Source organism: Hydrogenobacter sp. T-8 (assembly GCF_011006175.1).
In the GTDB taxonomy this organism is placed as follows: Bacteria; Aquificota; Aquificia; order Aquificales; family Aquificaceae; genus Pampinifervens; species Pampinifervens florentissimum.
In genome coordinates, this window is sequence record NZ_CP048795.1 from 961166 (window position 1) to 982054 (window position 20889).

Consider the following 20889-nt stretch of genomic DNA (forward strand, 5'->3'; position numbering starts at 1 on the left):
AAAACCTAATAACTCCCTGGCATCTCTTCCTCCACTTTTTTAAGATTTTTGAGCTTGTATATGTAAAACTTCCTTATCTCTTTACCTCTCCAGAGAATTGGAAGCTCCTTCTCTTCTATTATACCCTCACTTGCGGATAGGACTCTTGGGTTTATAGGTGCATAATCTACAAAGATAGCGTCGCCTTCATAGTTCTTTCCCCAAAGGTCATACTGGTTCATCCTCCTTCCAAGATTTATGCAATAAGTCCTTGGGTTTCCTTTCACATAGAAGGCAAGCTCCGCACTAATTTGATAGTGGGGGCTTATTATGCTCTCCTGTGCTCTTCTCATTTCTGAAACCACCTCTCCCAGCTGAGCCCAGCCTATGCCTGCCTTTGTGGGGTCCCTGTGAGGTGGAAGAAGCCATCCAAGCCCAACCTTATCAAGAAGAGGAGTAAAGTGCAGAAATACAAACAAAAGTCCTGCCAGAAGGTAAGAGGGCAAAAGCAGTCTGCTTTTTGATAGATATAGGCTCACTAACACAAGGGCGGAAAAGTAGGAAAACCCAGCCCAGTTTGCTTCTACCCTTTTGAAAAGGGAAAGCACTGCAAAGAAGAGAAAGGGTATAAGGGAGAAAAGAACAAAGAAGGCGGTCTTTTCTCTCTTTATGTTTTTGACCCAGAGGTATGGCAAAAGTAAAAAGGGAATAATTGAAAGCAAAAGAGCCTGACCTGCAAGAAACTCAAAGAAAGAGCCAAAGTTTAAAAAGCTTGCGGACTTGCTGGCAAGGGTGGAAACATGCTTGAAGGAGACAAAGTCATGCCTATAGTTCCAATACAAAACAGGCAAGGATAAAAGAAAAGCAGGAATGAGGCTAAGGTAAGGCTTGTAGTCTCTAAGTAGGTTTCTTTTAAGGAAAAAGCCATATAAAAGTGCACAGGGAAGAAGAAAAACCGCTGGATACTTACTCAAGAAGGCAAGCCCACTTAAGAATCCTGCCAAAAGCCAAAGCCAAAGGAGGTTTCTCTCAAAGGCAAAGAATAGCACTATAAGACTCAAAGACCAGAAGAAGATAAAGCCTGCATCTGTGGTCATAAGCAGGGAGTTTATTCCAAAGCCTACTGTTATCTGTGGTAAGGTTGAGGCTATTATGGCAGACCTCTCGTCAAAGACTCTTTTTACAAAAAGGTAAGTAAATAAAGAAAGAAGAAAGGACAAAACTATAGGTGTTATCCTCACCGCAAGTTCTGAGACGCCGAAGATTTCTCTTGTCAAAAAGTTCAAATAGGCGACCATAGGGGGTTTTGAATAGTAGCTTAGGTCTAAGTGCCTTGACCAGTCCCAGTATTGGGCTTCCTCTGGCGTGAGGTCAAGGGGGTAGTAAACTACATAAAACACTCTAAAAAGGAACAAGATTAGGTTAAAAGAGAGGACTGCTATCACGACCTAAAGCTGTGTTCTTTGCCTTCCATGAGTCTTGCTATATTCTCCTTGTGGCGGTATAGGATAAAGAAGAACATAAGGAGTGCCATGAGAAATATTTTGAGCGGGTAGCCTGAAATAAGGAGGAGCAAAACCGCAAGGGCGGACGCAGACAAGGAAGCAACAGAAACTATACCTTTCCACCTAAATATAAGCCCCCAGAAGGCTATGGAAAGGACGGCAATTAGTGGAGAGAGTGCAGTAAGAGTGCCAAAGGCGGTAGCCACACCCTTTCCACCTTTGAAGTTATGAAAAACTGGATACATATGCCCCAAAAGGCTTGCAAGACCCACAAAAAAGGCAGTCCAGCTTTCAAAACCAAAGTAGAGCCTTGCAAGAAGCATAGGAATTAAACCTTTGGAGAAGTCAAGTAGAAAGACCAAAACAGCATACCTCTTACCAAGCGCCCTTCCCACATTGGTAGCCCCCACGTTTCCGCTCCCCACAGACCTTATATCTACACCCTTTGACCTTGCTATATGCTCACCAAAGAGAACTGAACCATAGAGGTAGGCAAAGATCACAAGAAGCATGCTGTCCATGGAAACTATGATAACCTAAATCTATGCGTGTGGTAGGCTATCTTATACTCTTACTGCTTGCCCTGTACTTTCTTCTAATAAAACCCTATCTTTTGGCGAGGAACATAGAGATTGAGATAGAGGGGGTTGGACTGAGCTTTGAGAGAGGGCTGAGCTTTAGGAATCTTCTCGTATACATACCTCTTAATGGGAGAACTTTTCATGTCTTTGTCAGCAACGGAGCTATAAGACCATGGGATATTAAGGCTGGCGAGTTCAGTTTTATAGAAGTATCTAAAACCCCACCCTCTGACAAACCTTTTGACTATGACTTTGGACCTCTTATAGAATTTGCAAGCAGGCTGAATCTTAGGGTAGACCAGCTGTACATTTCTACTAACTATATCCCTCATGGGGAGAGCCTTACCCTATTTATACCCAGAACCGAATTAAAAGCGGGTAAGGTCTATTCTACTGGATGGGCACAGGCTTACTGGCTACACCACAAGGACATATACCACATTGAAGTTTTTCTCAGGAAGGCTCACACGGAAGGTAGAAAGTTTGTATTGGAGCAAGCCCAAGTAAAAAGCGACCTCTATGAATTTAGCTTAAGGGGAGCATGGGAAGGAAGGAAGGGGGTCTTTGATGCAGAAGGATATATAGAGCCTATTCATAGGGAGAGCTTCTCTCTTATGAGGACTAAACTAAAGCTATCGGGAAGTCTAAGCTATACTCAAATAAGAGCAGGCTTTTCTGGGTCTGCGGAGGCTCTTGATATAAAAGATAGGAAAGAATTTAGAAATCTAAAGCTGGAAGGAGAATACCTCTGGAAATGGAGGGAAAAAAGCCAGCTTAAGGCGATAATAACAGATAGTTTCACCAAGGCAGAAGTTGACTATTCTCTAAAGGATGGAGTTTTGCACGCGGTGTTTAGAGGTTTACCAGTAGACCATAGGCTTTTAGGTATAAACCAAAGATTGTCCACTATAGCCAGCGGTCAGCTTGAGCTTGACTTGAAGAAAAAACTCTTAAAACTACAGGCTTATTCACCTATGGCAAAGTTTGAAGCTCAAGAGGTTATGGGCGTTAGCCTTAGGTTGACCCTCAACTATGAAGGAGTCCAGCGGGGAAACTTTGAGCTCTCCGTAGCTCAGCCTTTTTTACTTTCCGTAGGCGGTAGTTTCTACGGTAAAGACTTTACTGGAAGTGTAGAGCTTTTGGGATACAAACTAAGGCATGAGGACTTGTCCGCCATAGTTTCCTACAGCGGGTCTTTAAGGTTCCAGCAGGGTCAAGCCTATAGCTATGGCAGGGGAAGGCTTGAAAACCTGCTTGTGAGGGATATAAGCCTCGGAAGCACCAGCTATGACCTATTCCTTGAGGGGGATAGCTATAGGATAAGCCTCAGGGGAGAGGGTTATTCTCTTTCAGGTGCTGGTTCTTTAAAAAATAGAGATTTCTCTGGCAGTTTAAAACTTGAAAGTATGAACCTTTCATATGCAGATATTGATTTAGAATCTTTGAGAGGAATCATAGACCTCAAGGTGGGGGAGAACAGGGCATGGGGTTTTGGAAGGCTTGAGGGTAGGATTTTCAGAGAAGGTATTTCTTCTTGGGCTGGCATATCCTTTGAAGTGGAGAAAAGGGGAGAGCAGTTAAGGGGCAGTTTTAAAGGAGAACTAAGGGATGTAAAAGCCTTTCAGTTCTCTTACTCAGAGGGTAACTTTGAGGGAAGGGTAGAGGGTCAAAAGGTCTTCTTTTCCTTTGACCTCAAGGATGGGCTTGTGGGTAGGGGTTATTACGATTATAAGAATACATCCTACAGCCTTGAGGGTTCTCTCAAACATGTTCAGGGCAGCCTCTTGGTGGCTTCAGAATACCGCCTGAATGGCAAGGGCAGAGACTTGCATCTTGAAATTTCAGGCGATGGTAGATACAAAAACTACAGCTTTCCGCTGAATGCCAGCTTAAACATAAAGGAAGGCAGGCTTGAGGCTTTAATGAAGGGTTTTATCCTCAGGATGGGTATTGTTTTTCTTAAGGTGCCAGATGTGAAGGCGTACGGAAGCACAGAAAGTGGGAGCATAGAGGTTAATCCTATTACCGTGGGTATAGGACAAGAAATGCTGGCAAGGGTGGAGTTTCAAAGGGGAGAATATAAAGGCAAGACCCTTTCAATTAGAGGCAAGATGTATGGAGCTCTTGAAGGCTGGCTTGACTTTTCCTACAATGGAAAGCCAAGGCTCTCCTCCGAAGGTGTGCTTGACCTTGGCAAGCTTTTTTCTGTAATAAGGAGCAGAGTTCTTGCAGATGCGGAGGGTAAGGTATCTTACAGGCTCTCCTACACAGACAGCTTGAATTTGAAAGCAGGCTCTGAAAAGATAACCCTTAGGTCCAGATACCTTGCGGTGCCATTGTCTGGTGGGCTTGAAGTAATCTTTAGGGATAATAGGCTTTCGGGCTTTGTAAGCCTAATTGGCAACCAGAGAACTTCCATCCTTGCAAACTTTACAGGCGACAATAAGTTTGCTCAGCTTAGCTTTGAGGTTTTGCAATTACCCTTATTATATAGAAACGATATTATTAGAACAAGCCTGTTTATCTCGGGTAAAGGTGTGCTAAGCTCCGATTATAAGAACTTGAGCATAAAAGGCGATTTTTACACCTCTGGGGTTATTAATCTACAGCGAATCAAAGGAAGGTCTGGGGAAACTCCCGAGGAGTATAAAAGGGTAAGCCTTGAGATTTCCCTTGCATCTTCTGAACCTTTGAGAGTTAACCTACCAGAGGGGTTTGTATATACGGACGTTTCCGCAAAGATAAAAGGCACTCTCTACGAGCCTGACTATGTGGTGAATACTTACCTTAGAGGAGGTGCTCTAACATACTTTGAAAGGGAATTTTATGTAAAAAGGGGCGAGATAGCCTTTACCAGCAAAGACAGCCAAATGGACCTCACCATAATAGCACCCACACCGGATTACAGCATTATCATTGACCTTAAAGGAAACCCCCAGTATCCAAAGGCGATAGTAAGGTCTGAGCCTCCCAGAGATACAAGAGAGGTGCTTACCACTTTGGTCCTCGGAGGTGCGGAAACAGAGGGGCTTATACCAGTGGGCGGTGCCCTTATAAGCCAGATACCGCAAATAAGCGGTCTCATAAAGGGTGCGAAAGGCATGACAGGTCTTGACATAAGGGTTCAAGTGTCACCATCTGTATCTCCCACAGGAGAAGTTGGGTTAAGTGCAACAATTTCCAAAGACTTAACTCAGAGAATAACTGTGGAACACAGGCAAAGCACTCTGAAAAACCCAAAGGAAACTTACACAGGCGGGGATGTAAAGCTCACACCCAACACTTCCATAGGTGGAAGATACTACTCAGACAGAACTCAAGAAGTAAGGGTTAGGTTGAGAAGGAAGTTTGACTTCTGAGCCTTTTTAACCCAGAGAAGGCGTAGTCTATCCACGAAAGGGAGAGCATAAGCACACTGACCCAAAGCATAAACTGAGAGGGAAAACCAACCAGACACAAAACAATAAAAAGCGATAGGATAAAGGTAAAAGCCTTACCTAAAAGCCTTGCGGGCGGAACGCTCCCATTTCTGCTGGTAAGGATAGCCCCTCCCACGAGGAGAAATAGGTCTCTTGCCAACACTGCGTAGAAGAAGGCTTTAGGTATCACCTGTAGCTTAAAGGTGCATACAATAAGCCCGCACAGGATCATTACCTTGTCCGCTACTGGGTCAAGCATCTTGCCAAGCTCTGTTTGAGCTCTTAACTTCCTTGCAAGGAATCCATCCAGAGCATCAGAAAGGGCAAGAGGAAGGAAAATAAGAACTAAATAATCCTCCCCCACAAGGAGTAGCAGTGGGCTGAGTATTAACCTAAGAGAAGATAAGAGGTTTGGTAAGTTAGTCAATAAGCAAGACCTCTCCATAAACAACACCTCTTTTCATGTAGGGCATTCTTTCAAGAACCATGCCCATAGGGTCTATTATGCCCGTGTCTCCTGAGTTGTTTACCCAAAGCACATATTTACCCGTCTCCAACGTCCTTACCCTTGCCCAAAGGTAATGTTGGCTTACGCAGTCAGAATCCTTAAACCAGCCATCGTTGGTTAGAACCGCCATAAGGTTTGCCCCTTTGGAAAGATCCCTAACTAAACCGTAGTAGGCTACTTCAAAGCATATAGGCGTGGCTATCTTCATGTTTCCGTATTCTAAGGGTTTTAGGCTTTCTCCCGGAAAGTAGTCAAGCCCGCTTATGGCTGGGAAAAGCTCTTTTAGAAAGCCGAAGGGGAAGGGCATGTATTCTCCTATGGGAAAGAGTCTTATCTTGTCGTATCTTTGGACTGCAATACCGTCTTTTAAAAGATAGGCGGAATTGTAAGGCTTTAGACCCTCCCTTATGTCAACAAGACCTACAAGAATAGGTGTCTTTTGACTAAGTAGCCTTAGCTCAAAGTTGGCTTCATCGCTTTCCTCTGAGTAGAAAAAGTGAAAGGCGGACTCAGGAAGAACTACAAGGTCTACACCCTTCTTATTGGCTTCTTCTATCAACTTAAGTATTTCTCTCGCATGTTTTCTGAAGGACTCTCTTTGGAGTTTATCTTCCTGAGGCACTGCAGTTTGCACGAGTGCAACCTTTATGAGCTGTGCTTTCTCCATTACACGATTCTTTTCTTTTAGAGCCAAAAAGCCTATAAGCAGGAATAGTGCCCAAGCAAGGGAAATTAATTTTACCTTCCTATACAGGATAAAAAGGACTGTATACAGTAGAAAAAGGCTCTGAAGATAAACATTTGCATACAAAAGGCTGTGTTTTACGAGGGGTAAGTATACAGAGAGAGATCCCACAATAAGCCAAGGAAAGCCTCCGTAAGGAAAGTGTGAGCGGATAACTTCAAAAGACCCATACAAAAGAGGCAAAAACCACACATTATCTCTAAACAGCCTTTTCCACAACCAAAAGGGTAGATAAAATTGGTAGAGGCTAAGAAAAAAGGCAAAAAAACTGAAAAGCCCATAAGAAAGAACTGGGCTAACGCCACCATAATCCACACTGGCAATGTTAGCGCACCTTAAGGAAAGAAAGAAGAAAACAAAGCCTGAAAGAAGCCAGTAGAGCCCAAACCTTATACGGAAAAGAAGCATAAAGGCTGGCAGGACAAAGAACCAAAGTTCATACTTAGAAAAGGGCAGGTACAGTAAAAAGCCTGTCAAAAAAGCCAGAGCTACCTGCCTGATGACAGACTTATCAACACTATTCCACATACCACCAAGAGTATACCAAAGGCTCTCAGCCAACTGAAGGGTTCACCAAGAAGGATAAAGGCGATAAGAGAACCCCATAGAGGCGAGGTAGAGGCTATGGGAGCTACTACAGACACATTTCCACGCTTGACAGCCTCAAAGAAGAAGAATAGCCCTAGAAAACCTGACATTATACCACCTGCTACTATGAGCATTACTTCCCTAAGTGGATAATTCAACTTCATTCCCGTGATAACTGTAATCACAAAGGCGAGCAAGAAGGCGGAAAGGTTATGAAAAACTAAGGCACTTATTGGATGTATATCGCCTCTCAGACCAAGTTTAAAAAGCACCGGAGCTGTTCCCCACATCAGGCTTGCAAGAATTGCAAAAAACACGCTTTTCATGTTTAAAATCCTTAAAAATCCTCTTGCATCTTGACTTGACTTGGTATATCATTATAAACTGCTAAAAAACTTTGTAAGGAGGGAATGCCATGACCAAAGCTGAGCTTGTTTCAGCCATAGCCAAAGGGGCAGGTATTACCAAGAAGCAGGCTGATGCTGCCCTCAAATCTGCCATTCAGGCTGTCTCTGGAGCCCTCAAGAAGGGTGAAAGAGTTGCAGTGCCAGGGTTCGGAATATTTACTGTCCGGACAAGGGCAGAAAGGAAAGGCCGCAACCCAAGGACTGGTGCGGAGATAAAGATACCAGCCAGAAAGGTGGTCACTTTCAGACCTGCAAAGGAGCTCAGAGAGTCTGTAAAGTAACTGCTGGCGGGGCATCCGCCCCGCTTCCTTTATGGAAAGGTTAATATGCAGTGGTAAGGAGGGAGATTTTTTAGTTGTAGGTGGGCAAGAGTTTAATCACCTTAAAGCCTTAAGAGTTAAAAAAGGAGACAGGCTTGAGGTTTTTTGTGAAGGTAGGTTATTCTTAAGCGTCCTTTTGTCTATTGAAAAAGGCTACGCCCTCTGCAAGCCCTTGGAAGAGATAAACATTCCTCTGCCAAAGCCAGAGGTAAATCTATATCAGTGTATACCAGTGGAACTAAGACTTATGGAGGAAGTAATAGACAGGGCAAGCCAGACAGGGGCAAACTTGCTCATACCTGTAGTATGTAAAAGAGGTTTCCAAAAGTTAAGTATTGTTGAAGAGAAAATGGAAAGATGGAAAAAACTGAGCCTTGCCTCTTTTAAGCAATGCAGAAGACCAAAACCTATGGAGATAAGTAGACCCATAAGGCTATCTGAGATAGAAGCCAAAGAAGAATTAGCTCTTGTGCTTGATAACTTCTCCGCAGAGGCTGATATAAAAAGCCTTGACCTGACCAAAAGAAGCTACGGTGTGCTGGTGGGTCCTGAGGGTGGTCTGTCTATTGAAGAGGTGGAGTTTCTAAAAAGCAAGGGCTTTAAGCCTCTTTTTCTTAAACCTTACATACTAAGGACTGAAATGGCTGGGGCTGTGGCAACTGCTCTTATAATGAACCTTGCAGGAAAGGATTGAGGGGATTATAATAAAAGGATTAGGAGAGCGTAGCTCAGCTGGCAGAGCAGTGGACTGTGGATCCACGGGTCGCGGGTTCGACTCCCGTCGCTCTCCCCATGTTATAATCCTTTGGATGGTTTTTGAGTGGTCTGAGTTTATCCAGAAGGTAAGGGAATTCTTTAAGGGAAAGGGTTACATTGAAGTTCATACACCTGTGCTTCTTGAGTTTCCCAACATTGACCTAAATGTTGACCCCATAGAGCTTAAGGTAATAGAATGCGGTAAGGAAAAAACTCTGTGGCTTCAGACCTCGCCAGAGTTTCCTATGAAAAAGCTACTCTCAAAGTACAAAAAGGACATATTTCAGATAGCCAAGGTCTTTAGAAATAACGAGTGCGGAAGGCTCAACAAGATAGAGTTTACCATGCTTGAGTGGTATAAAGTTGGTGCGGACTACAGTTATCTCATGAGGGAGATAGCTGAATTGCTTGAGTTTTTGGGAATCTCAAAGGAATACAAGACCACAAGGCTTGAGCATGCCTTTGAGGAGTATGCGGGCGTGGTGCTTTCCGAGGATGAGGAGATATTCAAAAACAACCTACTTGCCTACGGTTATGAATTTGACGATAAAGAGGACTGGGAAAGTCTCTTTTTCAGAATATATGTGGATGTAGAAAGAAATCTTGGCAGAGAAAAGCCTGAGTTTATAACCCATTTCCCTCAGAGGCTAAGCTCTTATGCAAAGGTGGTAGATGGTTATGCGGAGAGGTTTGAGCTATATATAAAGGGCATAGAGATAGCCAACGGCTGGACAGAAGAAACAAAACCTGAGGAGATAAGAAGAAGGATGGAAGACTTCAGAAGAAGCAGGAACCTGCCGTTGGACGAGGAGCTTCTTAGTGCCTACAAAGACTTTCCTCCCTGTGCGGGCTGTTCCATAGGACTTGAGAGACTTTTTATGGTTTATAAGGGACTTAACAGCCTTGATGAGATATACTTTTAAGCATGGCATACAGGTGCATGGTAATTTCCCTTGAGGGCGACGATAGAGAGATAACCGCAAAGCTCAACGAGGTTCTATCCACAATAGAGCAGGAAGGCGGAGAAGTGCTTGATGTGGAGACAAGCCTTGCAAGAGAGCATGGTATAGATGGCTTTGTGGTGCTATACACTATAAAATACAGGGCTCTCAGGGAGATAACGGAGGAATGATTTTTAAGGTAAAAGCCAGGCCTGGGTCAAAGGTAGAATATGTGAAAGAGGTAGAAAAAGACCTATACGAAGTTGCGGTCAAAGACCCACCAGAGGGGGGAAAAGCCAACGAAAGAATAAGAGAACTACTGGCAAAGCACTTTGGAGTTTCAAAGTCAAAGATAAAACTCCTAAGAGGCTCTACCTCAAGGCTTAAGGTTTTTGAGGTCATCAAAGATTAGAAAAATTTGGCTAAATCCAAAGGGTTTTGTAGCTCAAAATCTGGAACTTCCTCTTGGACTTTAACATACCCCCACTGGGCAAGACCCCTTTTTACGCCTGCGAGCCTGCCTGCCCTTAGGTCTGCCTCCGTATCTCCCACTATAATAGCTTTTGAAGGCAGAGTATCAACACGTCTCAAGGCTTCCAACACGGGTAAAGGTGAAGGCTTTTTCTCTGAAAGAGTGTCCCCTCCAATCACCGCTGAAAAATACTCTGCCATGCCAAGCTTCTGAAGAATGGCCTTAGAAAGGCTTTCCATCTTGTTGGTAACCACCGCAAGCTTTATCCCCCTAACCTTTGCCTCTTCAAGAAGTTCCCTTATACCTTCAAAAGGCTGGGTGTATATGACGGGATCTTTCATATAATACTCTCTAAAGACCATTAAGGCTCTTTCAAGAAGACCATCTTGGAAAAACCTCCTTAGAAGTTCTCTTGCCCCTCCTCCCACCATATGCTTGACCTCTTCTATGTCCACCTCCTGCCTTTTAAAGTCCCTTAATGTCCTATTTAGATGTATGCCTATATCCTTGTAAGAGTCTATAAGCGTGCCATCTAAGTCAAAGAGTATGGCTTTTATATGCATCTTTCTGCCTTTAGGTAATCCATATACTGTGTGTCCTTGTATCTTCCCTCTTTTACAAACCTTATACTACAGGCGAGGGTTTTGGGTGGTTGATAGCCCGGCAGATGAAGCACTATGTTGCCTTCTCTGTCGTAGAAGAAAAGCTGAGGAAAAGAGTTGACCTTGAGCGATCTTGCAAGCTCCTCTTCGGTGCTTACATGTTCCTGTCCCTTTAGTATGTATCTGACCCTTGCGTTGCTTTCATAAAGCACACTGAATACATCCATTCCCCTTATCTCTCGTGCGAGTATTTCACTTTGAAGGTCTTTCCTGAGCTGTTTGCAGTATATACAGCTCTCGCTCTCCACTATCAACATGGCATACTCATGCTTTGGCACTATGTCCTTTATCTCTCCCTTTCCTGTGGACTGCTTTTGCTGGCATGAAAGCAAAATTAGGAGGGCTATCAAAGAAACTAACCTCTTCATGCTTTATAATTTTAACCACAGGTGGAGGTAATTCAACTCTTAGAGTATGCTTTCTTGTTTGCGTTGGGTGCAGTTCTGGGGAGCTTTTACAATGTGCTTGTATACAGAATTCCCAGGGGCATGTCCATAGTCTCACCTCCCTCCAGTTGTCCTCACTGTGGAGCGAAGATAAGATGGTATGACAACATACCCATAGTCTCCTACCTTCTTCTTAGAGGTAAGTGTAGGCACTGCGGAGGTAGGATATCCCCGAGGTATCCCCTTGTGGAGGCTTTCACAGGTCTTCTTGCGGTTCTCTGTAGGCTCAGGTTTGAGGACATTTTTTTAAGTCTTGTCTTTTTTGTGTTTTTCTCCATCCTTCTAGTGGCAAGCCTTATAGACTGGGATACCTTTGTACTTCCAGATACTTTCACACTTGGTGGACTTGCCTTTGGGCTTGTGGTGTCTTTCTTTAGACAAGACTTTAGCCTAAAGGAGAGTCTTTTTGGTGCTTTTGTGGGTGGTGGTTTCTTTCTACTTATATACCTTTACTATACAAAGCTCAGAAAGATGGAGGGGCTTGGCTTTGGAGATGTAAAACTCATGGCTTTTATAGGCTCTGTGGCTGGTGTATGGGGTGTGGCTTATGCGGTCTTTTTGGGGTCTTTGCTTGGTCTTTTGTATGCACTGCCTATAATATTGAAAAACAAAAGCCTGCAGTTTGCCCTCCCTTATGGACCCTTTCTTTCTATGGGTGTGTTCTTGGGTCTTCTTTTAGACCTCAAGAGGTTTTTCCTCTAACCTCCAACGGAAAAGCTCTCTATATAGCTCTGAGTCTATCCTTTTTGCCATATGTCTTTCTTTTGGCACATCCTCTATCTCCACAAAATACAGACAGTTGGTGACACACTTAGACACGCAAGAGGGCAAAAGCCCGGCGTCCACCCTTTTGTAGCAGTAATCACACTTTTCCACCTTCATAGTGGTAGGATTAAAGGCTATAGCTCCATAGGGACAGGCAATTATGCACGCCTTACAGCCTATGCATCTTAGCTCTTCCACATAGACTATGCCGTCCTCTCTCTTCCTCATGGCGGAGGTAGGGCAGGCATAAACGCAGGGTGCTAGCTCACAGTGAAAGCAGTTCATAGGCAGAAAGAAGGCATCCGCCCTGTCTCCAATGCCACTTACTCTGAAGACCTTCATGGGTCTTATGCCGAAGTTCTCAAGCCCCTTTTCTTGTTTACATGCAACCTCACAAGAAAGACAGCCTATGCACCTGTCAAGGTCTATTAGCATTATGGGTCTTTTCATAGCATTTCCTGAATTTTTCTTTTGTATTCTTGTAGCTTTTCAAAGGTATCGTCTATCTCCGCATCTATTTCAAATATCTCCTTCTCCACATCGTCCACTTCCTTCCGCATATCCCTTATCTGCTTAATCCTGTCCGCAAGGGATTCTACTGCCTGAAAAACCTCTTCTCCCAGTGTCTCCTTTATCCTCTCAAAGCTCTGAGGGTTGCTCTCGTATTCTTCCAAGAAGTATAGGGCGGTTTGTATATCAATACCCACCTCTTCCTCAAATACCTTTTCAATCTCTTGTATCTTCTGCCTCATTTCCTGAACCCTCTTATACTGATAGAGCACCTTCATACGCCTTTGCCAGAGGCTCTCCTCCATATCAAAAAGCTCCTTCATGAACTTCTCTATACTCATGCATAAAATTATATGCATGAAAAGTCCTTTGGTGGGCATAATAATGGGTAGTCTTTCTGACTGGGAGTGGCTAAAGCCCGCTTACGAAGTCCTTCTGCAGTTTGAAGTCCCCTGCGAGGTTAGAGTTGTGTCCGCCCACAGAACGCCAGAAGCCATGTATGAGTATGCAAAGACCGCAAGAGAAAGAGGTATAGAGGTGATAATAGCGGGTGCGGGAGGCTCTGCACATCTCCCGGGCATGACCGCCAGCATGACCACACTGCCAGTAATAGGCGTCCCCGTGCCTTCTAAACATCTAAGCGGTGTGGACTCCCTTTACTCTATAGTGCAGATGCCAGCAGGCATCCCTGTGGCAACTGTAGGCATAGGTAATGGCACAAACGCAGGACTTCTTGCAGTAAGGATACTCTCCATAAAATACCCAGAGCTTGAGGAAAAACTAAGAGACTACGAGGCATCCTTAAGGCAAAAGGTCAAAGAAATGAACGAGAAGCTAAAAGAACAACTCTCTTAGATAACTACCACCCTGTTTTTCCCCTGCTCTTTTGCTCGGTAAAGTGCTTCGTCCGCCCTTGAAATCATGCTATCTATAGTGTCACCTTCCCTGTAAGTAGTTGCTCCCAGAGATATGGTTACGCTCAAATCTTTACAGAACTTACAGTTTTCAACTGTCTGTCTTATCTTCTCCGCAGGTGCATAAGGCTCTAAGGTCATAGGAAGAAGCACCAAGAACTCTTCACCACCCCATCTTCCAAAAATATCGCTTTTTCTTAGGACCTTTTTTACCGCCTTAACCACTTCTTTCAGAGCCTTGTCTCCCATAAGGTGTCCGTATGTATCATTTAAGCGTTTGAAGTTATCCATGTCAAAGATTATCAGAGAAAAGGGTGTTTGGTATCTTCTTGCCTGAAATAAAAGACGCTCAAAATCGTGGATAAGTGCTCGTCTGTTAAATATGCCAGTAAGTTGGTCTCTTGTGGCGAGTTTTGTGAGTACTCTTTCTCTTCTTACTTCTTCTGATATGTCTACCAATGTTATGACAGAAACAGTTCTTCCCTTGAAATAGGCTACAGTTGAAGATAGGTTAACCCATTTTATCCTTTCACTTTTGGTAATAATCCTTAACTTGTAGCTGATAGTGCCCCTGTATCCTTCTTTCCTTTTCTTCAAATTTTCATAAACCTTTTCTCTATCTTTCCAAAATATGAGGCTGATGGGGTCTTCAAGGTTTAACAATTCTTCTCTGCTATAGCTAGAGAGTTTTGTTGCCCTGTGGTTTGCGTAGAGAACTCTGTTTTGCTGAAAATCATAGACCAGCACCGCATGAGGGTTTGACTCTGCAAGAATATGGAAAAGCTCTTCCTGTTCATGTTTTTCCGTTATATCCAGCAAGTATCCATAGTAGCCAATTATCTCACCCTTTTCGTTAAATAATGGCACGGTATGGTCAAGAACCCATATGTATTCTCCGTCTTTTCTTTTGAGCCTATAGTCTTGATGTATCCAAAAGGAAGATTTCTTGTCTGTATGATACTTTACCTCTTGAGCTACCCTTTCCAAGTCTTCTGGATGTATAAGGTCTGAATACTTTATCCTTCCAGATATAAAGTCCTCTGCGGTATATCCCAAAAGCTCAGACACGTTAAGTGAGACAAACTCCACAGGCCAGCCCTCTGCCCTTTTCCATTGGAAAAAGACCACGGGACCTCCAGAAAGAAGAAACTCCGTCCTCTGACCACTGAGCTTTAGATTTTCCATAAGGTTAAAGAGGTCTATATGAAGCTCCACATAAAAACCCTTTTCTGGAAGGTGCTGAGCTACAACATAAAAATACCTTTCACCCTCTTGCGTTTTGTGAACATGCACGACGCCAGACTTTTCTACCCCCAGCTCTTTTATGTTTTTGACTGGGCATGAGTGTCCCTCGTATTCATAACATGGTTTTGAAAAGGAATGAGAAAGCCCATAGCAGGTTTCTGCCCTATTACCGTATACCTCTCTTGCCTTTTTGTTAGCAAAGAGAACTTGGTAATTCTCATCCACTATTAAAACTGGCTCTGGTATAAGGTCAAGTGCGGAGTAGTCCATTAGCAAAAACCCAAAGATTTTTCCATTATAAACCAAATTGCAAGTTATTATATAGTGCTTTCCTGTCAATTACAACTCAAAAGCCTCTCCTCCCTCAAAACCTCCAAAACATCCCCAGAGTTTATTAACTTCTCTATCAAAGCATTTAAATATTCCCTGTCCCTTATGCCCTTCACCTTTACTTCCACACCTTCAGGAACTCGTCCAAGCTTGCCCCTTATAAGAGTCAACACTGTATCTTGCAATGCTTTTATGAACCCTTCCTCATGTCCAATCTGTTTACCTTCCTCAAGACCAATCTGCTTACCTTCCTCAAGCCCAAGCCTATACAGAATATCCTTTCTCAACTTCCTCTTTGGCAGTTTTATATCCTCAGGTCTAACCACTATAGGCATGTGCCTAACCTCCTCAGACAGCCTTATCCTTAAGTTAGGTCTTAGCTCTGTCAATGTCAATAGCTTCATGATGTAGTCTTTTCTTTGTTCCTCTTCCATGCCTTCCATCGTCTCCAAAAGCTTCTCTATCAAATAGCCTTCATCCTCTACTTTGCACAAACATGCCATTATCCTATCTACAGGGTCTTGGCTCTCAAGTAGTATCTTGCAGTCTATCTGCCTTATGTCAAGTATTTCATACTTAAAGACTAAGTTCTTAATCTTGAGAGAGGACTTCATTCTGAGCTTTTCATTTCCCACATACACGACAAGCTGTTTTATGTTGTGTGTTTTGTATTTTTCTGCTATGGCGGTATAGTAGCGAAGCATTCTCCAAGGCATGTTTGTATCGTTAAAGGATTGGAACTCCATATGTAGGATGCTTTCATCTTCAAGTCTTGCCAAGAAGTCCACTCTTAGCTCGGTGGATGGCAGAGATGTTGGCAATAGCTCTTTGATAGGGGCTGGAGAGAGGATTTTGCTAAGCCTGTGGGGGACTTCCTCAAAGATGTCTTTGAGAGTTATATCTTTTGAGGGCACAGAGAGATTATATCATCAAACAACTTTCTACTCGTATACCTCATGGCGGACTCAAGGTTATTAATTTTCTATAGCTTGTAACTTGCGTTATTATAACCCAAACTGTGCTATAATTATATGTCTTAAGTATAAAAGGAGGTCTTAGCTATGAGCTTGCTTCAGAAAATTGAGGAGTTATATCTTCCAAAAAAGCAATACCCAGCCTTTAAGGTAGGCGATACGGTAAAGGTTCACTACAAAATAGTGGAAGGAGAAAAAGAAAGAATACAGCCCTTTGAGGGTGTGGTTATAAGGATAAAGGGTGGTGGCATAGGTAAGACCTTTACTGTAAGGAAAGAGTCCTATGGTGTGGGTATAGAAAGGACATTTCCCTTTTACAGCCCAAACATAGAAAAGGTTGAGGTGGTCAAATATGGAAAGGTCAGGAGGTCAAGGCTTTACTTCCTGCGTAAATACAAGGGCAAAGAGGCTATGGGTAAGATAAGAGAGATAAAGCCCTGGGAACTCAAGAAAAAGGCATGACAGAATACGAAAAGCCCCACTGGGAAAAGGGTCTTTTGGTGGCGGGTGTTGACGAAGCGGGTAGAGGTCCTTTGGCTGGACCTCTTGTTGCCTGTGCGGTTATACTTCCACCCTTTACAGAACCTTTTATAGACAAGGACTCAAAGGCTATGAGTGCAAGGGAGAGGGAGGAGGCTTATGAGCTTGTAAAGGCAAAAGCACTTGCCATAGGCACTGCGGTGGTGGATTCTACTCTTATAGATAGGCTTGGTATTCTGAAGGCAAATCTGCTTGCCTTTAGAAGGGCTTTGGAAGACCTAAAGCACAAGTTTCATGTGGTTATAAGCGACTACCTGCCTGTGGAAGGTTATGAATGTATTCCTCTTGTGAAGGGTGATGAAAAAAGCCTTAGCTGTGCCTGTGCCAGCATTGTGGCAAAGGTTCTCAGAGACAGAATAATGGAGCATTACCACAAACTCTATCCTCAGTATAACTTCTCAAAACATAAGGGCTATGCAACAAGGGAGCATATAAAAGCTATAAGACTTTATAGAGAAAGTCCAATACACAGGAAGAGCTTTTCTCCGATAAGACAGTTCAGCCTTTTTGAAGATTAATGCATGTTCCCGTTCTTCTTGAAGAGTCCACAGACTTGCTTTTAGGCAATGGTGGAAAACTCTATGTAGATTGCACCATAGGTCTTGGTGGACATACGCGTAGGATATTAGAGAAAAACTCACAAGCCTTTGTAATAGGTATAGACAGAGACCCTTATGCACTTGAGATGGCACAGGAAAACCTCAAAGACTTTGAAGGTAGATATAGCCTGTATCATGCAAACTTTTCAGACCTTGACCAAGTCCTCAAAATGGAAGGACTTTTGCAGGTGGACGGTTTTCTCTTTGACCTTGGTGTCTCTATGCTACAGTTAAAGAGTCCAAGAGGCTTTTCCTTTCAAAGGGACGAGCCATTGGATATGAGGATGAACCCAGAGGACAGATTGAGTGCTTACCAAGTGGTTAACAACTACTCTGAAAGAGATTTGGAGAGAATATTCAGGGAATACGGAGAAGAGCCTTATGCAAAAAGGATAGCGAGGGCGATAGTGTTGGCGAGGGCAAAAAAACCTATAGAAACTACCCTTGAGCTTGTGGAGATAATAACTTCGGTCTTACCTTACAAGGGTGGAAGGATACATCCTGCCACGAGGGTCTTTCAGGCTATAAGGATAGAAGTTAATGAGGAGCTAAAGAGCCTTGAGATAGCCTTGCGGAAAACCCTTGACTTTCTTAGGTCCGGCGGTAGGGTGGTAGTTATATCCTTTCACTCTCTCGAAGACAGGATAGTAAAAAACTTTATAAAAACACACCTTAAACCCTTGACAAAAAAACCGATAACACCTACTATGGAAGAAGTGAAGAAAAATCCTGCAAGTAGGAGTGCAAAGTTGAGGGCAGGAGAAAAGCCATGAAATACTTACTTTTGGCTTCTCTGCTTCTTTTGTTTAACCTGCTATACTCCGCCTATAGCCTAAATGTGGCAAGAGATTATGCCAAAAAGGTCTCTGAGCTAAAGAAAGAAAAGGAAAAGAGCCTGACGCTAAAGGCGGAGATAGAAAAGTATGTAAATTACAAAACGGTTAAGAACTATGCGGAGTCTTCTGGCTTTAGCCCTATTGACTGGAGCAAGGTAAAGGTTGTAAAGACCTCTACTCAGGAATAACCCTATAAAACCTCTTTTTACCAGCCTGAAGTCTTAGCTCCCGAGAAACATGAATTTCTTGGTTTGGGTCTTGTATCTTTTGACCGTTTATCTTTAGACCTCCACCTTCTATGAGCCTGCGTGCGGAGTTCTTTGACGCTTCTATACCCAACTCAAAGAGAAACTCATAAGCCCTTTGACGGTAGCCTGCGGGAACTTTTATAATTTGTGCGTCCTCTGGAAACTCTCTTTGAGAAAAGGTTTTTTCAAAGAACTCAAGAGCTTTGTCCGCACTCTCCTTTGAGTGATAGCGAGAAACCATGTAGTGTGCGAGCTTCTTTTTGGCTTCCATTGGATGAAGGTTTTTCTTAAACTCTTCTATCTCCTCTTGGCTGTAGTCCGTAAGTAAAAGGTAGTAATCCCACATGAGCTCATCGGATATGGACATCAATTTTCCAAACATATGGTTTGGCTCTTCTGTGATGCCTATGTAATTGCCATAGGACTTGGACATCTTCTTTACACCATCAAGACCCACCAAAAGTGGCATGGTTATACACACTTGAGACTTTTGACCAAAGGCTCTTTGAAGGTCTCTTCCTACAAGCAAGTTAAACTTCTGGTCTGTGCCACCCAGCTCCACATCCGCCTTTAAGAAAACAGAATCATAGCCCTGAAGCAGGGGATACAGAAACTCATGGATATATATGGGATTACCCTCTTTAAACCTTTTTGAAAAGTCATCTCTTTCTAACATCCTCGCCACTGTGTATTGACCTGCCAGCTTTATAATACCCTCTGTTCCAAGAGAAGAAAGCCAGGTGCTGTTAAAGACTATGTTGGTTTTCTCTGGCAGGAGCACCTTAAAGACTTGATGCTCGTAGGTTTTGGCGTTTTCTAAGACCTGCTCCTTACTGAGAGGTGGTCTTGTCTCACTTCTTCCTGTGGGGTCTCCTATCATGGCGGTAAAATCACCTATCACAAAATAAACCTCATGCCCCAAGAGTTGAAACTGACGCAGTTTTTGAAGAAGGACCGTATGCCCAAGATGAAGGTCTGGAGCGGTAGGGTCAAAGCCAGCCTTTATGCGAAGCGGTCTACCCTCTTTTAGCTTTTCCAAAAGCTCCTCTTCTTCTATTATCTCTACAGTTCCCTGCTTGAGAAGTTTAAGTTGCTCCTCTGGGCTAAGCATGATGGAGTTAAAATTATAACCTATGAGAACGGAGCTTTTACTTGGCGGAGAGTGGGTATCAAAGGAAGAAAAACTGCCGGTGGTATACCCTTACACTGGCGAAGTTGTGGCAGAGGTTTCAAAGGCAAGTGAGGAAGATGTCTATAAGGCTATAGAGGTGGCAAAGGAAGGGTATGAAAAACTTTCTGCTTTGACTCCTTACGAGAGATACGAGATACTCATGAGGGCAAGCCAGCTCCTAAAACAAAGGGCAGAAGACTTTGCCAAAAGCCTTGTGCTTGAGGTGGGAAAAACCATAAGGGAAGCAAGAACAGAGGTTCAAAGAGCCATACAGACCCTTATCTTCTCTGCGGAAGAGGCAAGAAGAATAGGAGGAGAGGTCATTCCCATTGACGCCCATCCTAATGGAAAGAGCAAAATAGGCTTTTACCTTCGCCAGCCTGTAGGCATAGTCTCTGCCATAACACCCTTTAACTTCCCCTTAAACCTTTCCATGCATAAAGTAGCACCAGCCCTTGCCTGCGGAAATGCGGTAATCCTTAAACCCTCAGAGAGGACACCTCTTACTCCCCTTATGCTCGGTGAGGTTCTGCTTGAGGCTGGACTTCCTCCGCAAGCCCTTAGCATTCTGCCTGGCTACGGTGATGTGGGAAAGGCTATGACAACACATCCTGATGTGAGGGTGGTATCTTTTACAGGTAGCAGAAAGATAGGAGAGATAATAACCCGTCAGGCAGGTATAAAAAAAGTGGTGCTTGAGCTTGGGTCAAATTCTGCCATAGTGCTCCACAAGGATGGAGACCTAAAAAAGGCGGTGCAAAAAACTGTCTTGGGAGGATACGCTATAGCGGGTCAGGTTTGCATATCTGTGCAGAGGGTCTTTGTCCACGAGGAGCTTTTTGACCAATTTCTTGAGGAGCTTGAAAAGGCGGTAAATGGGCTTAAGGTGGGAGACCCCATGCAAGAGGACACGGATGTGGGTCCAATGATAGGGGTTTCTGAGGTTCAAAGAGTTCAGGAGTGGATAGATGAAGCTCTTCATGAAGGTGCAAAACTTATAACTGGTGGTGTTTCTTGTGGAGATAGGGTTTCTTCTGTGCTTTTGCCAACGATTGTTTCTCTTGTCCCTCCAAACACAAAACTCTATAGAGAAGAAGCCTTTGCTCCAGTGGTGGTGGTCAACCCCTACAAGGAAGTAGAGGAAGCCATACAGATGGTTAACGATTCAGAGTATGGTCTTCAGGTGGGAGTATTTACCAAAGACATAGACATAGCTTGGGAATTTATAAGGAAGGTTCAAGCGGGTGGAGTGCTTATAAACGAAGGACCTAACTTTAGGGCGGACCATATGCCATACGGCGGTGTTAAATACTCTGGCATAGGTAGAGAAGGACCACGCTTTGCCATAGAAGACTACACGGAGATAAAGATGGTAATTTTTGACCTTTCTTAAGCCAAGCAGGTCCCTTTTACTCTTGAAGATAGGGA

The 20889-nt window shown here is 43.6% G+C and carries 25 protein-coding genes and 1 tRNA gene; 14 read left to right on the forward strand and 12 right to left on the reverse strand.

All coding sequences use genetic code 11. The annotated features are described in order from the left end of the window. Nucleotides 1-5: 5 nt before the first annotated feature. Complete coding sequence (locus G3M65_RS05590; protein ID WP_254426234.1) at nucleotides 6-1394, reverse strand: ArnT family glycosyltransferase; 1389 nt, start codon at nucleotides 1392-1394, stop codon at nucleotides 6-8. Nucleotides 1395-1420: 26 nt separating this feature from the next. Beyond that, nucleotides 1421-2005 (reverse strand): glycerol-3-phosphate 1-O-acyltransferase PlsY, encoded by a 585-nt coding sequence (gene plsY / locus G3M65_RS05595; protein ID WP_173833606.1) that lies wholly within the window; start codon nucleotides 2003-2005, stop codon nucleotides 1421-1423. 23 nt (nucleotides 2006-2028) lie between these two features. Between plsY and G3M65_RS05600 the strand changes: the two genes are divergently transcribed. Beyond that, on the forward strand, nucleotides 2029-5424 hold the full coding sequence (locus G3M65_RS05600; protein WP_173833607.1) for a translocation/assembly module TamB domain-containing protein: 3396 nt from the start codon (nucleotides 2029-2031) through the stop codon (nucleotides 5422-5424). Here the strand turns inward: G3M65_RS05600 and G3M65_RS05605 are convergent. Genes G3M65_RS05605 through G3M65_RS05615 form a run of 3 tightly spaced genes read right to left on the reverse strand, consistent with a single transcriptional unit; the run spans nucleotide 5396 to nucleotide 7651 of the window. Further along, nucleotides 5396-5929 (reverse strand): CDP-alcohol phosphatidyltransferase family protein, encoded by a 534-nt coding sequence (locus tag G3M65_RS05605; RefSeq protein ID WP_173833608.1) that lies wholly within the window; start codon nucleotides 5927-5929, stop codon nucleotides 5396-5398. The two genes, G3M65_RS05600 and G3M65_RS05605, sit on opposite strands and share 29 nt — an antisense overlap. Beyond that, a complete protein-coding gene (lnt, locus tag G3M65_RS05610; RefSeq protein ID WP_254426235.1) occupies nucleotides 5904-7265 on the reverse strand; it encodes an apolipoprotein N-acyltransferase in 1362 nt (453 codons plus the stop codon). Before lnt ends, G3M65_RS05605 begins: the two co-directional genes overlap by 26 nt. Continuing rightward, nucleotides 7226-7651 carry an EamA family transporter gene (locus G3M65_RS05615; protein WP_173833609.1) on the reverse strand — a complete coding sequence of 142 codons (426 nt, stop codon included), beginning with the start codon at nucleotides 7649-7651 and terminating at the stop codon, nucleotides 7226-7228. Before G3M65_RS05615 ends, lnt begins: the two co-directional genes overlap by 40 nt. Before the next feature lie 89 nt (nucleotides 7652-7740). Here G3M65_RS05615 and G3M65_RS05620 point away from each other — a divergent pair, with 89 nt between their 5' ends. From G3M65_RS05620 to G3M65_RS05645, 6 genes are all read left to right on the forward strand, one after another. Then, nucleotides 7741-8013 (forward strand): HU family DNA-binding protein, encoded by a 273-nt coding sequence (locus G3M65_RS05620; protein ID WP_173833610.1) that lies wholly within the window; start codon nucleotides 7741-7743, stop codon nucleotides 8011-8013. 31 nt (nucleotides 8014-8044) lie between these two features. Further along, on the forward strand, nucleotides 8045-8746 hold the full coding sequence (locus tag G3M65_RS05625; RefSeq protein ID WP_173833611.1) for an RsmE family RNA methyltransferase: 702 nt from the start codon (nucleotides 8045-8047) through the stop codon (nucleotides 8744-8746). Nucleotides 8747-8769: 23 nt separating this feature from the next. Then, nucleotides 8770-8845: transfer RNA gene (locus G3M65_RS05630), tRNA-His, on the forward strand. 16 nt (nucleotides 8846-8861) lie between these two features. Then, nucleotides 8862-9731 carry an elongation factor P--(R)-beta-lysine ligase gene (epmA, locus tag G3M65_RS05635; protein ID WP_173833612.1) on the forward strand — a complete coding sequence of 290 codons (870 nt, stop codon included), beginning with the start codon at nucleotides 8862-8864 and terminating at the stop codon, nucleotides 9729-9731. Nucleotides 9732-9733: 2 nt separating this feature from the next. Then, on the forward strand, nucleotides 9734-9940 hold the full coding sequence (locus G3M65_RS05640; protein ID WP_173833613.1) for a hypothetical protein: 207 nt from the start codon (nucleotides 9734-9736) through the stop codon (nucleotides 9938-9940). Beyond that, the gene (locus G3M65_RS05645; protein WP_173833614.1) at nucleotides 9937-10161 is read left to right on the forward strand and encodes a DUF167 domain-containing protein; all 225 of its coding nucleotides are present in this window, start codon (nucleotides 9937-9939) and stop codon (nucleotides 10159-10161) included. Before G3M65_RS05640 ends, G3M65_RS05645 begins: the two co-directional genes overlap by 4 nt. Here the strand turns inward: G3M65_RS05645 and G3M65_RS05650 are convergent. Beyond that, nucleotides 10158-10784 (reverse strand): HAD family hydrolase, encoded by a 627-nt coding sequence (locus G3M65_RS05650; protein ID WP_254426236.1) that lies wholly within the window; start codon nucleotides 10782-10784, stop codon nucleotides 10158-10160. The genes G3M65_RS05645 and G3M65_RS05650 overlap by 4 nt on opposite strands. Beyond that, nucleotides 10775-11251, reverse strand: coding sequence for a thioredoxin family protein (locus G3M65_RS05655; RefSeq protein WP_173833615.1), 477 nt, complete (start codon nucleotides 11249-11251; stop codon nucleotides 10775-10777). The genes G3M65_RS05650 and G3M65_RS05655 overlap by 10 nt, the downstream gene beginning before the upstream one ends. A 21-nt stretch (nucleotides 11252-11272) precedes the next feature. On the opposite strand from G3M65_RS05655, the gene G3M65_RS05660 reads away from it, so the two are divergent. Further along, on the forward strand, nucleotides 11273-12031 hold the full coding sequence (locus G3M65_RS05660) for a prepilin peptidase (RefSeq protein WP_254426237.1): 759 nt from the start codon (nucleotides 11273-11275) through the stop codon (nucleotides 12029-12031). Here G3M65_RS05660 and G3M65_RS05665 read toward each other — a convergent pair. Together G3M65_RS05665 and G3M65_RS05670 are read right to left on the reverse strand one after the other, a co-directional pair. Then, a complete protein-coding gene (locus G3M65_RS05665; RefSeq protein WP_173833616.1) occupies nucleotides 12005-12544 on the reverse strand; it encodes a 4Fe-4S dicluster domain-containing protein in 540 nt (179 codons plus the stop codon). The genes G3M65_RS05660 and G3M65_RS05665 overlap by 27 nt on opposite strands. Then, the gene (locus tag G3M65_RS05670; RefSeq protein ID WP_173833617.1) at nucleotides 12541-12945 is read right to left on the reverse strand and encodes a hypothetical protein; all 405 of its coding nucleotides are present in this window, start codon (nucleotides 12943-12945) and stop codon (nucleotides 12541-12543) included. The genes G3M65_RS05665 and G3M65_RS05670 overlap by 4 nt, the downstream gene beginning before the upstream one ends. A gap of 16 nt (nucleotides 12946-12961) precedes the next feature. Between G3M65_RS05670 and purE the strand changes: the two genes are divergently transcribed. Beyond that, the gene (purE, locus tag G3M65_RS05675) at nucleotides 12962-13459 is read left to right on the forward strand and encodes a 5-(carboxyamino)imidazole ribonucleotide mutase (protein ID WP_254426238.1); all 498 of its coding nucleotides are present in this window, start codon (nucleotides 12962-12964) and stop codon (nucleotides 13457-13459) included. Here purE and G3M65_RS05680 read toward each other — a convergent pair. Both G3M65_RS05680 and G3M65_RS05685 read right to left on the reverse strand, forming a co-directional pair. Further along, complete coding sequence (locus tag G3M65_RS05680; protein WP_254426239.1) at nucleotides 13456-15069, reverse strand: diguanylate cyclase; 1614 nt, start codon at nucleotides 15067-15069, stop codon at nucleotides 13456-13458. The two genes, purE and G3M65_RS05680, sit on opposite strands and share 4 nt — an antisense overlap. Nucleotides 15070-15098: 29 nt before the next feature. Beyond that, the gene (locus tag G3M65_RS05685) at nucleotides 15099-16007 is read right to left on the reverse strand and encodes an RpnC/YadD family protein (protein ID WP_173833618.1); all 909 of its coding nucleotides are present in this window, start codon (nucleotides 16005-16007) and stop codon (nucleotides 15099-15101) included. A gap of 147 nt (nucleotides 16008-16154) precedes the next feature. Here G3M65_RS05685 and rplS point away from each other — a divergent pair, with 147 nt between their 5' ends. The 4 genes from rplS to G3M65_RS05705 are packed head-to-tail and all read left to right on the forward strand — an operon-like array spanning nucleotide 16155 to nucleotide 18230. Continuing rightward, a complete protein-coding gene (gene rplS / locus G3M65_RS05690; protein ID WP_173833619.1) occupies nucleotides 16155-16529 on the forward strand; it encodes a 50S ribosomal protein L19 in 375 nt (124 codons plus the stop codon). Beyond that, nucleotides 16526-17125 carry a ribonuclease HII gene (gene rnhB, locus G3M65_RS05695; protein ID WP_173833620.1) on the forward strand — a complete coding sequence of 200 codons (600 nt, stop codon included), beginning with the start codon at nucleotides 16526-16528 and terminating at the stop codon, nucleotides 17123-17125. Before rplS ends, rnhB begins: the two co-directional genes overlap by 4 nt. Next, nucleotides 17125-17979: a 16S rRNA (cytosine(1402)-N(4))-methyltransferase RsmH gene (rsmH, locus tag G3M65_RS05700; RefSeq protein WP_173833621.1), complete on the forward strand. Its 855-nt coding sequence runs from the start codon at nucleotides 17125-17127 to the stop codon at nucleotides 17977-17979. Before rnhB ends, rsmH begins: the two co-directional genes overlap by 1 nt. Continuing rightward, entirely contained in the window at nucleotides 17976-18230 is a 255-nt protein-coding gene (locus G3M65_RS05705; protein ID WP_173833622.1) for a hypothetical protein, read from the forward strand. The genes rsmH and G3M65_RS05705 overlap by 4 nt, the downstream gene beginning before the upstream one ends. On the opposite strand, the gene tyrS is transcribed toward G3M65_RS05705, so the two are convergent. Beyond that, nucleotides 18217-19401, reverse strand: coding sequence for a tyrosine--tRNA ligase (tyrS, locus tag G3M65_RS05710; protein WP_173833623.1), 1185 nt, complete (start codon nucleotides 19399-19401; stop codon nucleotides 18217-18219). The two genes, G3M65_RS05705 and tyrS, sit on opposite strands and share 14 nt — an antisense overlap. A gap of 22 nt (nucleotides 19402-19423) precedes the next feature. Here tyrS and G3M65_RS05715 point away from each other — a divergent pair, with 22 nt between their 5' ends. After that, nucleotides 19424-20854: an aldehyde dehydrogenase family protein gene (locus G3M65_RS05715; RefSeq protein WP_173833624.1), complete on the forward strand. Its 1431-nt coding sequence runs from the start codon at nucleotides 19424-19426 to the stop codon at nucleotides 20852-20854. The last annotated feature ends 35 nt before the right edge of the window (nucleotides 20855-20889 follow it).

What these genes read in the sequence shown, in the direction of transcription:
- plsY (WP_173833606.1), bottom strand. Translation starts at nt 2,005, where the DNA reads ATGGACAGCATGCTTCTTGTGATCTTTGCCTACCTCTATGGTTCAGTT.
- G3M65_RS05600 (WP_173833607.1), top strand. Translation starts at nt 2,029, where the DNA reads ATGCGTGTGGTAGGCTATCTTATACTCTTACTGCTTGCCCTGTACTTT.
- G3M65_RS05605 (WP_173833608.1), bottom strand. Translation starts at nt 5,929, where the DNA reads ATGGAGAGGTCTTGCTTATTGACTAACTTACCAAACCTCTTATCTTCT.
- lnt (WP_254426235.1), bottom strand. Translation starts at nt 7,265, where the DNA reads ATGTGGAATAGTGTTGATAAGTCTGTCATCAGGCAGGTAGCTCTGGCT.
- G3M65_RS05615 (WP_173833609.1), bottom strand. Translation starts at nt 7,651, where the DNA reads ATGAAAAGCGTGTTTTTTGCAATTCTTGCAAGCCTGATGTGGGGAACA.
- G3M65_RS05620 (WP_173833610.1), top strand. Translation starts at nt 7,741, where the DNA reads ATGACCAAAGCTGAGCTTGTTTCAGCCATAGCCAAAGGGGCAGGTATT.
- G3M65_RS05625 (WP_173833611.1), top strand. Translation starts at nt 8,045, where the DNA reads ATGGAAAGGTTAATATGCAGTGGTAAGGAGGGAGATTTTTTAGTTGTA.
- epmA (WP_173833612.1), top strand. Translation starts at nt 8,862, where the DNA reads ATGGTTTTTGAGTGGTCTGAGTTTATCCAGAAGGTAAGGGAATTCTTT.
- G3M65_RS05640 (WP_173833613.1), top strand. Translation starts at nt 9,734, where the DNA reads ATGGCATACAGGTGCATGGTAATTTCCCTTGAGGGCGACGATAGAGAG.
- G3M65_RS05645 (WP_173833614.1), top strand. Translation starts at nt 9,937, where the DNA reads ATGATTTTTAAGGTAAAAGCCAGGCCTGGGTCAAAGGTAGAATATGTG.
- G3M65_RS05650 (WP_254426236.1), bottom strand. Translation starts at nt 10,784, where the DNA reads ATGCATATAAAAGCCATACTCTTTGACTTAGATGGCACGCTTATAGAC.
- G3M65_RS05655 (WP_173833615.1), bottom strand. Translation starts at nt 11,251, where the DNA reads ATGAAGAGGTTAGTTTCTTTGATAGCCCTCCTAATTTTGCTTTCATGC.
- G3M65_RS05665 (WP_173833616.1), bottom strand. Translation starts at nt 12,544, where the DNA reads ATGAAAAGACCCATAATGCTAATAGACCTTGACAGGTGCATAGGCTGT.
- G3M65_RS05670 (WP_173833617.1), bottom strand. Translation starts at nt 12,945, where the DNA reads ATGAGTATAGAGAAGTTCATGAAGGAGCTTTTTGATATGGAGGAGAGC.
- purE (WP_254426238.1), top strand. Translation starts at nt 12,962, where the DNA reads ATGAAAAGTCCTTTGGTGGGCATAATAATGGGTAGTCTTTCTGACTGG.
- rplS (WP_173833619.1), top strand. Translation starts at nt 16,155, where the DNA reads ATGAGCTTGCTTCAGAAAATTGAGGAGTTATATCTTCCAAAAAAGCAA.
- rnhB (WP_173833620.1), top strand. Translation starts at nt 16,526, where the DNA reads ATGACAGAATACGAAAAGCCCCACTGGGAAAAGGGTCTTTTGGTGGCG.
- rsmH (WP_173833621.1), top strand. Translation starts at nt 17,125, where the DNA reads ATGCATGTTCCCGTTCTTCTTGAAGAGTCCACAGACTTGCTTTTAGGC.
- G3M65_RS05705 (WP_173833622.1), top strand. Translation starts at nt 17,976, where the DNA reads ATGAAATACTTACTTTTGGCTTCTCTGCTTCTTTTGTTTAACCTGCTA.
- tyrS (WP_173833623.1), bottom strand. Translation starts at nt 19,401, where the DNA reads ATGCTTAGCCCAGAGGAGCAACTTAAACTTCTCAAGCAGGGAACTGTA.
- G3M65_RS05715 (WP_173833624.1), top strand. Translation starts at nt 19,424, where the DNA reads ATGAGAACGGAGCTTTTACTTGGCGGAGAGTGGGTATCAAAGGAAGAA.